This is a genomic window from Algibacter sp. L1A34 (genome assembly GCF_009796805.1).
Taxonomy (GTDB): domain Bacteria; phylum Bacteroidota; class Bacteroidia; order Flavobacteriales; family Flavobacteriaceae; genus Algibacter.
This window is the reverse complement of the sequence record NZ_CP047029.1, coordinates 4,418,158-4,429,049: the sequence shown is the minus strand read 5'-3', so window position 1 is coordinate 4,429,049 and position 10,892 is coordinate 4,418,158. Positions and strand designations below refer to the sequence as shown.

Sequence of the window (10,892 nt, the reverse complement as noted above, 5' to 3'; positions counted from 1 at the left end):
TCAATTTTAAAAAAAGTCCTCCTATACCGAAAGCTATTTCATCTTGTCCTGGGAAATCATCGATATCTTCAACGGTTAAACCATGGTCAGCAATTACAATAACAGGTTCTCTTAAAGTATTTTTTCGTTGATGATCTCATATAATCCAATTTTGACCAACATCACAAAACCTTTGATGTATTCCCTTATCACCTTTAAGTTCTTCCAACATAAATTCATCAGAAGAAGGAGATTCACCATCATACCCATTAAATTCTATATAGTCAGGTGCTCCAACACCAAATAGTATTGTGTTATGCATTTGAACTACCGTTTTATATGATTCTGGTATTGTAAAGTGATTATCTTAAAAGGTACTTGAATAGGCGAAGGGGTTAAAGCCCAAGGTTTAAAATAAGTTATAAAGGCATTCATTAATTCTAATCCTTCTAATAAGAATATTTTTTTTGATGTCATATTTATTTATATCATGCAAATTTCTTGTTTTTTAGTTAGCTTTTTCACCCTGAATTCAGTGAAAAAATGCTGTTCATGTTCGTTAAGAGATATGCTTTACAATAGCTAAAAATTTGAAACCACAATTAGAATTTAACTCAACTAAAGTACAAGGCTTATAGGTTAAGAGTTTCTAAATACTCAAATAAAACCAGTTTAGAAGAGGTGGTTAAACTAGTAGAGGCAGGTAGAGGAGATGATAAAGGTGGTTATAGATTAGGATTTATAAGATTAGTTAATTCATATCAAAACCTTTAAAGAGAAGTGCTTCCAAAAATGATATGTTGAAGGTTATAGGTATTATATCTAATAGTGACAATCAAAATAGTAATTTATGTTTAAGTCATCTAATTATTCGTAAATTTGAAGGTTACAAAAAAGTTTTGAAAATAATCGAAACATTAATTATGAATTACAAACATTTATTAGAAGTAATTAAGGATAACACGAAGCGATTTACAACTAAGGAGGCTATTTTTTATAAAGATGAAGCTTCACAAAGTTGGAAAGGAATTTCTTGGGATTCTTTTTACCGTCAAATCCAACAAGTTTCGAAGGCTTTAATTAATTTCGGAATAAAAGAGCAAGATAATATTGGTGTTTTTGCTCAAAATATGACAGAGTGGATTATTACAGACCTTGGAATTATGGGGGTAAGAGCCGTAAGTATTCCAATTTATGCAACCAACTCTAAAAAGGAAGTAGAATATGTTGTAAACGATGCTGAAATTAGCGTGTTGTTTGTTGGTGATCAAGAAGAATTTGACAAAGTCGAAAATATTTCAGAGGATAATAAATATCTGAAGTTAATAGTTGTTTTAACTAAAACGGTTGATTTAAGAAATCATAGAAATGCCGTTTATTTTACCGATTTTATAAATGCTGAATTTCCAAAAAGTATTGAAACAGAATTAGAAAAGCGACATTTTGAATCTGAATTAAATGATTTAGCAAGTATAATTTACACTTCTGGAACAACAGGAGAACCAAAAGGCGTTATGTTAGACCATAATAATTTTGCATCGTCTTTAAAAGTACACGAAGCAGAATTAGATGTTGATGAAAACGATGTTTCTTTAAGTTTCTTACCATTAAGTCATATTTACGAGCGCAGTTGGGTATTCTTCTGTTTGCAACAGGGTATTCAAGTTTATTTTAACCAAGATCCAAAAAAAATTGCTGAGGTTTTAAAAGAAGTTAAACCAACTTTAATGTGCACGGTACCACGAATTTTTGAAAAAATTTTCACGGCTATTCAAGAAAAAAGAAAAGAAGCTTCTCCAACTAAAATGAAACTAGCAAGTTGGGCTTTGGGAATTGGAAATGCATACCATAACAAGTATCATCGTCTTAATAAAAAAGTGCCTTTAAAGCTAAAGCTAAAATATAAAATAGCAGATAAATTGGTGCTTAGTAAATTACGGGATGTCTTTGGTGGAAATATAAAATTTATGCCTTGTGGAGGTGCTCCTTTAGTACCGGATATGGTTTCGTTTTTTCATTCATTTGGGTTAAATATTAAATGTGGTTATGGTTTAACAGAAACAACTGCTACGGTTTCTTTGTTTGGAAATCAATTTTTTGAATTTAATTCTGCAGGAAAAACAATTACAGGATCTGAAATTAAAATTGGTGCTAATAATGAGATTTTAGTGAAAGGACCAGGAGTTATGAGAGGTTACTACAAAAAACCTGAGGCAACTGCGGAAGTTTTTGAAAATGGTTGGTTTAAAACTGGTGATGCAGGAAAAATTGACAAATATGGAAACTTAGTTATTACGGATAGAATTAAAGATTTAATGAAAACTTCGGGAGGAAAATATATTGCTCCTCAAAAGCTAGAAACAGCATTAATTGGTGATTCTTTTATTGAGCAAATTGCAGTAATAGGAGATCAACAAAAATATGTAACCGCTTTGGCTGTGCCCAGTTTTGAGAATATTAAAAAATATGCTGAAGAGCATAAAATTAGTTTTAAAGATATAGAAGATTTGATTAGTAATAATCAAATTAAAGATATGTTTGAAAAGCGTTTTGAGGAGTTGCAAAAAGAGTTTTCAAAGTTTGAAAAAATTAAGAAATTTACTCTATTACCAAAAGAGTTTAGTATTGAAGCAGGAGAGATTACGGCCACTTTAAAATTAAAACGAAAAGTAATTCTGAAAAAATACAAAGAACTTATTGATAAAATGTATTCTGAATAAGTTGAGGTTTTTACTTCGGAATATTTTCTAAAAAATAATTTAAAAAAAGAGCGACTGTTAAGTCGCTCTTTTTTATACTTGTAATAATCCTAAATTAAAAGGTTTTTCAATAGGAGCGTGGTTCGCTGCTTCAATACCCATACTTATCCATGTTCTGGTATCTAAAGGGTTTATAATAGCATCGGTCCAAATACGCGCTGCCGCATAATAAGGAGATACTTGGTTATCGTATCGATCTTTAATTTTATTAAAAAGTTCAGCTTCTTTTTCCGGTGTAATTTCTTCTCCTTTTTTTAGTAAAGATGCTTTTTCTATTTGAAGTAGCACTTTCGCAGCAGAATTCCCACTCATAACGGCAAGTTCAGCACTTGGCCAAGCTACAATTAATCTAGGGTCGTATGCTTTTCCGCACATGGCATAATTCCCAGCTCCGTAGCTATTTCCTATAATAATAGTAAATTTTGGTACTACAGAATTACTTACAGCATTTACCATTTTGGCACCATCTTTAATAATACCTCCATGCTCGCTTTTACTTCCTACCATAAAACCAGTAACATCTTGTAAAAACACCAAAGGAATTTTCTTTTGGTTACAATTGGCAATAAATCGTGTGGCTTTATCTGCACTATCATTATAAATAACACCTCCAAACTGCATTTCTCCGCTAGCAGTTTTAACTAATTTACGTTGGTTGGCAACAATACCAACTGCCCAACCGTCAATTCTAGCATAACAAGTTATAATAGTTTTTCCATAACCAGCTTTATATTCATCAAATTCCGAGTTATCGACTACACGCTTAATAATTTCGTACATATCGTATTGATCTGCACGACTTTTTGGTAAAATCCCGTAAATATCTTCAGGATTTTCTTTTGGCTTTTTAGCTTCACTACGGTTATATCCCGCTTTATCAAAATCACCAATTTTATCAATAATATTTTTAATAGTATTTAAAGCGTCGGCATCATTTTTGGCTTTATAATCGGTAACACCCGATATTTCGCAATGCGTTGTGGCTCCTCCTAAAGTTTCGTTATCTATACTTTCTCCTATAGCCGCTTTCACTAAATAGCTTCCGGCAAGAAAGATACTTCCTGTTTTGTCTACAATTAAAGCTTCATCGCTCATAATTGGCAAATAAGCACCACCAGCAACACAACTTCCCATAACAGCCGCAATTTGGGTAATGCCCATGCTACTCATTATGGCGTTGTTTCTAAAAATACGTCCAAAATGTTCTTTATCAGGAAAAATTTCGTCTTGTAAAGGCAAATACACGCCAGCAGAATCTACCAGATAGATAATAGGTAGTCTATTTTCAATAGCAATTTCTTGGGCACGCAAGTTTTTCTTCCCAGTAATGGGAAACCATGCACCAGCCTTTACCGTAGCATCATTTGCAACAACAATACATTGTTTATTTTTTATATAGCCTATTTTTACAACTACGCCTCCAGAAGGACATCCACCGTGTTCAGCATACATCTCTTCACCTGCAAAAGCAGCAATTTCAATCGATTTCTTTTTAGAATCTAATAGATAATCAATACGTTCTCTAGCCGTCATTTTACCTTTGGCGTGCAGTTTTTCAATACGACTTTTTCCGCCACCTAATTTTACTTTAACAAGGCGTTTTTTTAATTCGGAAAGTAAGAGTTTGTTATGATCTTCGTTTTTATTGAAGTTGATGTCCATTATCGAAATTTTATTTGCACGAATTTACAAAACCAAAAATCAATTATAAAGCGAATATTTTGTTAAAATACAAACCATGGAAATATATTCCTTGGAATATAAATTTTAATTTACTAGTTTTGTGATCTAATAATGAAATAAAAAAAGATGAAAAGAGATAAAATTATATTTTATATCGCAACAGGTTTATTATCTGTAATTGTATTGTTTTCGGTTTACATGTATGTTTTTAAGCATGAAGCCATTGTTGGCGCGTTTACTAGTTTAGGCTATCCGTCGTACATAATTTACCCTTATGCAGGATTAAAATTACTCGGTTTATTTGCCGTATGGAATCCTAATTTTAAAGCATTAAAAGAGTGGGCGTATTCTGGTTTCTTTTTTGCCTTTATTTTAGCGTTTTCGGCCCATATTATGGTTAATGATGGTGGACACATGACAGCAGCATTAGCGTTAGTGTTTTTAATAATATCGTATATTTTTAATAAACGAATAAATAAATAATTATGAAAAAAATTATAGCATTCGCAGGAAGTAATAGTAAGTTGTCTATTAACAAGCAGTTAGCGGTTTACGCAGCGAGTTTAGTCGAAAATGTAGAAACCACTGTATTAGATTTAAACGATTTTGATTTACCACTTTATGGTATCGATTTTGAAAATGAACATGGCATTCCACAAGATGCACATCGGTTTTTAGAAATTCTAAAAGATACAGATGGTATTATATTATCGTTGGCTGAGCATAATGGAGCATATTCAACTGTTTTTAAAAACTTATTCGATTGGATGTCTAGAATTGAAGGTAAATTGTTTTTCAAAAAACCAATGCTACTTATGGCTACATCTCCAGGAGGACGAGGTGGTTTATCTGTTTTAGAAATAGCCAAAGGCCGTTTCCCTTTTCACGATGCAAATATTGTAGAGAGTTTTTCGCTTCCTTTTTTCGGTGAAAATTTTAAGGAAAATAAAATAGTAGACAATACATTGGATACGCAATTAAAAGAAGCGGTTAATAAATTTCAAAACAGTTTGTAAACGTGGGCGATATAAGTAAAGATATAAATTCGAAATTCCCTAATAATAAGGTGAAAGCGATGCTTAACGTTCTTTACACGGCAAATTGGATTGCGAGTTATCAAGCAGAGTTTTTTAAACCCTTTGGGATTTCTGCACAACAATTCAATATTTTAAGAATTCTTAACGGTGCAAAAGAAGCTTTAAGTGTACAAGTAATAAAAGATAGAATGGTAGAGCGTGCGCCTAATGCAACACGTTTAATGGATAAATTGTATGCCAAGAACTATATAAACCGTTTGTCTTATAAGGAAGATAGGCGTGTGGTTAATATTGAAATTACCCAAAAAGGCATCGATTTATTAGAGTCTATACCAAATACATTGAACTCAGATTTGTTTAAAAATTTAAATGAAGAAGAAGCAGGACAATTAAGCGATTTACTTGATAAAATGCGATGGTAAATACAGGTTTTTAACTTTGAATGGATTTCGAGATTTTAATTAAAACAAGCATGAACATGAAAACAATAATTCATACAGCAGATAGTAGAGGGTTTGCAAATCATGGATGGTTGCAAGCTAATCATTCTTTTAGTTTTGCTAATTTTAATAATCCAGAAAAAGTAAATTTTGGAGCTTTACGTGTTTTTAATGATGATGTTATTGCTCCTAAAATGGGTTTTGGTACACATCCTCACAACAATATGGAAATTATTACCATTCCGTTAAAAGGCGTGTTAAAACATCGTGATTCTATGCACGATGTATGGCAGTCAGTTCTTCCTGGCGAAGTTCAAATTATGTCGGCAGGAACAGGGTTAGAGCATTCTGAAATTAATGGTTCGGTAGATGAGCATTTATCTTTATTTCAAATTTGGGTGATACCAAATAAAGAAAATGTAACGCCTCGATATGATCAAAAAATGTTCAATTTAGATGAAAGAAAAAACAAACTTCAAACTTTGGTAACATCAATAGATGAAGCTCATGAAGGCAGTTTAAAAATTCATCAAGACGCCGTGATTTCTCGAATAGATTTGGATAAAGACAAAAGCTTCAATTATAACTTAAAAACTGAAAATCATGGTGTTTACATCATGACGATTTCTGGAGAAGTTATCATTAATAATTCAATTTTAAATATTAGGGATGCCATAGGTGTTTCAGAAACAAATTCATTTGAAATAATATCAAATAAGGATGCTAGTTTACTTTTTATAGAAGTACCGATGTTGTTCTAAAACATTAAATTTAAGGAATAAAAAAGACTGTTTAAATTTAATTTAGACAGTCTTTATTTTTGTTTTAAAAACGTTTCAAAAAGCTATTATGAATAGCACGCTTTCATTTTGTTTTTCCGCTTAAAGCGATGTTTCCTATATAGAATAATTCCGAAGGCAATAAAAACACCAATACCAGCCATAGCTGCTCCAACCCAATCGGCTGCTGTATAACCATAGCCCATTGCAATTGGTAAACCTGCAAAGTAAGCACCAGCAGCATTTCCAACATTAAAAGCACTTTGGTTTAGCGAAGATCCTAAAGTTTCAGATCCTTTGGAAGCATTTATAATTGCTAATGAAATTGGAGTTGATAAGCAAAAGGTAACCATGCCAATTATAAACGTCATGACTAACACCATAACTTTATCGGACGCTAAATACGTGTTTAGTATTAAACAAATTGCCATAAAAACTAAGGTTAACATAACGGCAACAATAGGTTGTAGTTTTTCTGCAAGTTTGGCTCCAATTATATTTCCTATTACCATACCTAAGCCAGCAAGAATCATGGCGTATGAAACGACTTCTTTTTCATGCCCTGCAACATCAGTAATTAATGGGGCAATATAGCTATACCAAGCAAAGAAGCCACCAGTACCAATTGTGGTTAGTAAAATGATAAGCCAAAGTTCTAAGCGTTTAAATATTTTTAATTCTTTTATAAAGCTAGTTTCCGAAGATTGTTTTAAAACAGGCATCCAGAATTTAACAGCTAAAACGGCTAAAACACCAACAATACCAACCATTAAAAATGATACATTCCAATTAAAATATTTTCCTAAATATGTTCCTAACGGCACACCTAAAAGGTTAGCGAATGTTAAACCACTAAACATAATGGCAATACCTTGAGCTTCTTTTCCTTTTTTCGATAATTTACCGGCAACAACAGCTCCAATTCCAAAAAAAGCACCATGTGGTAAGCCTGATAAAAACCTTAAAATAATAAAGGAATTGTAACCAGTAGCAAAAGATGAAAGTGTATTAAAAACGGTAAACCAGAGCATTAAAACTAGTAAAACTTTGTGTGCAGGCCATTTGCTACCTAAGCCCGTAAGTATAGGAGCTCCCACAACAACACCTAAGGCATATGCCGAAATGAAATGGCCAGCTACAGGAATGCTAATGTCGAAAGATGTCGCAATATCAGGCAATATGCCCATGATTACAAATTCGGTAAGTCCGATCCCAAATCCGCCAATAGCTAAGGATAGTAAGGCTTTATTCATATAGTTAGGTTTTAATCAACTACAAAAATAGAGTATAAAATACGTATCAATTTGTGTTTTTTATTAAAAAAAAGTTAATTGAAAAGTGTTTAAAATAAGTTCTAAAAAGTTGTTAAATGAATAAGGGAAGGGGTTCGGTTTTGCTTTATTCTTATATTTCACTTCAAAACATAAATATGTGAAGTTTAAAAAAATATAACGATTAGAACTTTAGTTTTACTTCTAAAAATCCGATATTTGCCTTTAGACTAACCATCAAAAAAAGAGAAAGAATATGGCAATGGATAAAAATACGGTTTTAGCTTGGGCTACAATCATAATGATTTTAGTAGGATTAGGTTTAATAGCCTTAGGGGCTTTTCGATACGATGATGTTGCGGGCTGGGGTTTTGCAGCAGTAGGTTTTGGCTTTTTTGCCGTAGCTTGGGTGTTTAATGCACTTAAAGGACGTGTTTAAATCTAGAATTTAGAACGTAATAAATAAATTCATAAACCATTTTAAATTTATAAGAACAAAAAATGAGTGATGATAAAAAAATAATATTCTCAATGTCTGGTTTAACCAAGACATTTCCAGGAGCAAATACGCCTGTATTAAAAAACATTTATTTAAGTTTTTTCTACGGAGCAAAAATTGGAATTTTAGGTCTTAACGGATCGGGTAAATCTACTTTATTAAAAATTATCGCAGGTGTCGATAAAAATTATCAAGGTGATGTTACATTTCTTCAAGATTATTCGGTAGGATACTTAGAGCAAGAACCGAAATTAGATGATGAGAAAACGGTTATTGAAATAGTTCGTGAAGGTGCTGCTGAAACGGTTGCTATTCTTGATGAGTACAATAAAATTAACGATCAATTTGGATTAGAAGAAGTGTATTCTGATGCTGATAAAATGGAGAAGTTAATGAACCGCCAAGCGGAACTTCAAGATCAAATAGACGCTTCTAACGCTTGGGAATTAGATACCAAATTAGAAATTGCTATGGATGCTTTACGTACTCCAGATGGCGATAAAAAAATAGGAGTTTTATCTGGTGGAGAAAAACGTCGTGTAGCTTTATGCCGTTTACTTTTACAAGAACCAGATGTATTATTGTTAGATGAGCCTACCAACCACTTAGATGCAGAATCTGTACATTGGTTAGAGCATCATTTAGCACAATACAAAGGAACTGTAATTGCCGTAACTCACGATAGATACTTTTTGGATAACGTTGCTGGTTGGATTTTAGAATTAGATAGAGGAGAAGGTATTCCATGGAAAGGGAACTACTCTTCTTGGTTAGATCAAAAATCTAAGCGTATGGCACAAGAAAGCAAAACAGCTTCTAAGCGTCAAAAAACATTGGAACGTGAGCTAGAATGGGTACGTCAAGGTGCAAAAGGACGCCAAACTAAGCAAAAAGCGCGTTTAAATAATTACGATAAATTAATGAGTCAAGATCAAAAACAACTTGACGAAAAATTAGAAATATACATCCCGAACGGACCACGTTTAGGTACTAATGTTATCGAAGCTTCTGGTGTTGCCAAGGGTTACGATGATAAATTATTATATGATGATTTAAATTTTAACTTACCACAGGCGGGAATTGTTGGTGTTATTGGACCAAACGGTGCTGGTAAAACCACTATTTTTAGAATGATTATGGGTGAGGAAACTCCTGATAAAGGGGAGTTTAAAGTTGGAGATTCTGCAAAACTAGCTTATGTAGATCAAAAACACTCTAATATAGATCCTGAAAAAACCATTTGGCAAAACTTTAGTGATGAGCAAGAATTGGTAATGATGGGAGGTAAAGAAGTGAATTCAAGAGCTTATTTAAGTCGATTTAATTTCTCTGGTGGTGAGCAAAACAAGAAGGTGAAATTACTTTCAGGTGGAGAGCGTAACCGTTTGCATTTAGCAATGACGCTTAAAGAAGAAGGAAACGTATTGCTTCTGGATGAGCCAACCAATGATTTAGATGTAAATACATTAAGAGCTTTAGAAGAAGGTTTAGAAAACTTTGCAGGTTGTGCTGTAGTTATTAGTCACGACCGTTGGTTTTTAGATCGTATTTGTACGCATATTTTAGCGTTTGAAGGCGATTCGCAAGTCTATTTCTTCGAAGGTAGTTTCTCTGATTATGAAGAGAATAAAAAGAAACGTCTTGGTGGTGATTTAATGCCGAAACGAATTAAGTATAAGAAATTAGTAAGATAGTTTTACTGACATATAAATTAAAAAACGCCCACTGAGAAGTGGGCGTTTTTTATAGAAAAATTTCAATTAAAATTAATTTGAAAGATGTCTTGTTTCGGTTTTTAAAGCTTTTAATTCGGCTTCTAATTCAGCGTTTCTCTTTTTTAATTGGTACACTTTATATAAGTTCATTGTTAGTAAAGCTAGAATTGTAATAAATGCGATGGATAAAATTGAAATTAAGCTATTTGTACTTTCAATAGCATTTTGAGCTGTAACAATTGTAAATAATAAATTCATAATAGCTTATTTTTATATAAAAAAGATTTGGTTTTAATTTAAAGTTCAAAATATTTAGATAGTATTGATGTACTTAATCTTTATTTTTCATCATACATGTGGCCTTGTGTAAAATCATTATAAGGCTTATCTTTTTCGTCGTTTATTTGAGGGCTCATAGATTCTAAGCGTTCATTTTCTTTTTTTAATTTATACGATTTTCTAACACCAAGACACAATAGGGTAGTAAAAAATATAACAACAACAGTTAGTAGGGATGCGATAGCAAACTGTGATACTAAAGCAATTGCAAGTATGGTCTGGCTTAGTTGAAAATTCAACATGATTTAGTGCGAAATATAATTAATAGCATTTCAAAGATAATGTTTTTTTATAAGTTTTTTCTTCTAATTTTTTATTTTTCAATACTTTTTCCTTCAGTTTTTTAAAAAAAATAGTGTTGGTATTTATCTTTATAGCAGTGTTTTATATT

Annotated in this window: 13 protein-coding genes; 8 read left to right on the top strand and 5 right to left on the bottom strand. The window is 32.3% G+C overall.

Annotated elements, in window-relative coordinates:
- Positions 1–136 precede the first annotated feature (136 nt).
- The gene (locus tag GQR97_RS18700) at positions 137–301 is read right to left on the bottom strand and encodes a hypothetical protein (protein ID WP_158851176.1); all 165 of its coding nucleotides are present in this window, start codon (positions 299–301) and stop codon (positions 137–139) included.
- 359 nt (positions 302–660) lie between these two features.
- Here GQR97_RS18700 and GQR97_RS18695 point away from each other — a divergent pair, with 359 nt between their 5' ends.
- Positions 661–753: a hypothetical protein gene (locus GQR97_RS18695; RefSeq protein ID WP_233267572.1), complete on the top strand. Its 93-nt coding sequence runs from the start codon at positions 661–663 to the stop codon at positions 751–753.
- Between the two features lie 23 nt (positions 754–776).
- Positions 777–2,699, top strand: a complete 1,923-nt coding sequence (locus tag GQR97_RS18690) for an AMP-dependent synthetase/ligase (protein ID WP_233267571.1) — start codon at positions 777–779, stop codon at positions 2,697–2,699.
- A gap of 72 nt (positions 2,700–2,771) precedes the next feature.
- Here the strand turns inward: GQR97_RS18690 and GQR97_RS18685 are convergent, their stop codons facing one another.
- Positions 2,772–4,400 carry an acyl-CoA carboxylase subunit beta gene (locus tag GQR97_RS18685; protein WP_158851174.1) on the bottom strand — a complete coding sequence of 543 codons (1,629 nt, stop codon included), beginning with the start codon at positions 4,398–4,400 and terminating at the stop codon, positions 2,772–2,774.
- 147 nt (positions 4,401–4,547) lie between these two features.
- Between GQR97_RS18685 and GQR97_RS18680 the strand changes: the two genes are divergently transcribed.
- From GQR97_RS18680 to GQR97_RS18665, 4 genes are read left to right on the top strand one after another with little or no spacing between them, the layout of a single operon-like run.
- The gene (locus tag GQR97_RS18680; protein WP_158851172.1) at positions 4,548–4,904 is read left to right on the top strand and encodes a DoxX family protein; all 357 of its coding nucleotides are present in this window, start codon (positions 4,548–4,550) and stop codon (positions 4,902–4,904) included.
- Between the two features lie 2 nt (positions 4,905–4,906).
- Positions 4,907–5,437: an NADPH-dependent FMN reductase gene (locus GQR97_RS18675; protein WP_158851170.1), complete on the top strand. Its 531-nt coding sequence runs from the start codon at positions 4,907–4,909 to the stop codon at positions 5,435–5,437.
- Between the two features lie 2 nt (positions 5,438–5,439).
- Positions 5,440–5,880 carry a MarR family winged helix-turn-helix transcriptional regulator gene (locus GQR97_RS18670; RefSeq protein ID WP_158851168.1) on the top strand — a complete coding sequence of 147 codons (441 nt, stop codon included), beginning with the start codon at positions 5,440–5,442 and terminating at the stop codon, positions 5,878–5,880.
- 56 nt (positions 5,881–5,936) lie between these two features.
- The gene (locus GQR97_RS18665) at positions 5,937–6,659 is read left to right on the top strand and encodes a pirin family protein (RefSeq protein ID WP_158851167.1); all 723 of its coding nucleotides are present in this window, start codon (positions 5,937–5,939) and stop codon (positions 6,657–6,659) included.
- 86 nt (positions 6,660–6,745) lie between these two features.
- Here GQR97_RS18665 and GQR97_RS18660 read toward each other — a convergent pair whose 3' ends face one another.
- Complete coding sequence (locus GQR97_RS18660) at positions 6,746–7,930, bottom strand: MFS transporter (RefSeq protein ID WP_158851165.1); 1,185 nt, start codon at positions 7,928–7,930, stop codon at positions 6,746–6,748.
- A 274-nt stretch (positions 7,931–8,204) separates the two neighbouring features.
- On the opposite strand from GQR97_RS18660, the gene GQR97_RS18655 reads away from it, so the two are divergent.
- Complete coding sequence (locus GQR97_RS18655) at positions 8,205–8,387, top strand: CAL67264 family membrane protein (RefSeq protein WP_158851163.1); 183 nt, start codon at positions 8,205–8,207, stop codon at positions 8,385–8,387.
- 62 nt (positions 8,388–8,449) lie between these two features.
- Positions 8,450–10,141: an energy-dependent translational throttle protein EttA gene (gene ettA, locus GQR97_RS18650; protein ID WP_158851161.1), complete on the top strand. Its 1,692-nt coding sequence runs from the start codon at positions 8,450–8,452 to the stop codon at positions 10,139–10,141.
- Positions 10,142–10,213: 72 nt separating this feature from the next.
- Here ettA and GQR97_RS18645 read toward each other — a convergent pair whose 3' ends face one another.
- Together GQR97_RS18645 and GQR97_RS18640 are read right to left on the bottom strand one after the other, a co-directional pair.
- A complete protein-coding gene (locus tag GQR97_RS18645; RefSeq protein ID WP_158851159.1) occupies positions 10,214–10,420 on the bottom strand; it encodes a hypothetical protein in 207 nt (68 codons plus the stop codon).
- Positions 10,421–10,500: 80 nt separating this feature from the next.
- Complete coding sequence (locus tag GQR97_RS18640; RefSeq protein WP_158851157.1) at positions 10,501–10,743, bottom strand: hypothetical protein; 243 nt, start codon at positions 10,741–10,743, stop codon at positions 10,501–10,503.
- Positions 10,744–10,892: the final 149 nt, after the last annotated feature.

Coding starts and splice junctions, on each gene's coding strand:
- GQR97_RS18660 (WP_158851165.1), bottom strand. CDS start 7,930: ATGAATAAAGCCTTACTATCCTTAGCTATTGGCGGATTTGGGATCGGA.
- GQR97_RS18690 (WP_233267571.1), top strand. CDS start 777: ATGTTGAAGGTTATAGGTATTATATCTAATAGTGACAATCAAAATAGT.
- ettA (WP_158851161.1), top strand. CDS start 8,450: ATGAGTGATGATAAAAAAATAATATTCTCAATGTCTGGTTTAACCAAG.
- GQR97_RS18675 (WP_158851170.1), top strand. CDS start 4,907: ATGAAAAAAATTATAGCATTCGCAGGAAGTAATAGTAAGTTGTCTATT.
- GQR97_RS18645 (WP_158851159.1), bottom strand. CDS start 10,420: ATGAATTTATTATTTACAATTGTTACAGCTCAAAATGCTATTGAAAGT.
- GQR97_RS18685 (WP_158851174.1), bottom strand. CDS start 4,400: ATGGACATCAACTTCAATAAAAACGAAGATCATAACAAACTCTTACTT.
- GQR97_RS18700 (WP_158851176.1), bottom strand. CDS start 301: ATGCATAACACAATACTATTTGGTGTTGGAGCACCTGACTATATAGAA.
- GQR97_RS18665 (WP_158851167.1), top strand. CDS start 5,937: ATGAAAACAATAATTCATACAGCAGATAGTAGAGGGTTTGCAAATCAT.
- GQR97_RS18680 (WP_158851172.1), top strand. CDS start 4,548: ATGAAAAGAGATAAAATTATATTTTATATCGCAACAGGTTTATTATCT.
- GQR97_RS18655 (WP_158851163.1), top strand. CDS start 8,205: ATGGCAATGGATAAAAATACGGTTTTAGCTTGGGCTACAATCATAATG.
- GQR97_RS18640 (WP_158851157.1), bottom strand. CDS start 10,743: ATGTTGAATTTTCAACTAAGCCAGACCATACTTGCAATTGCTTTAGTA.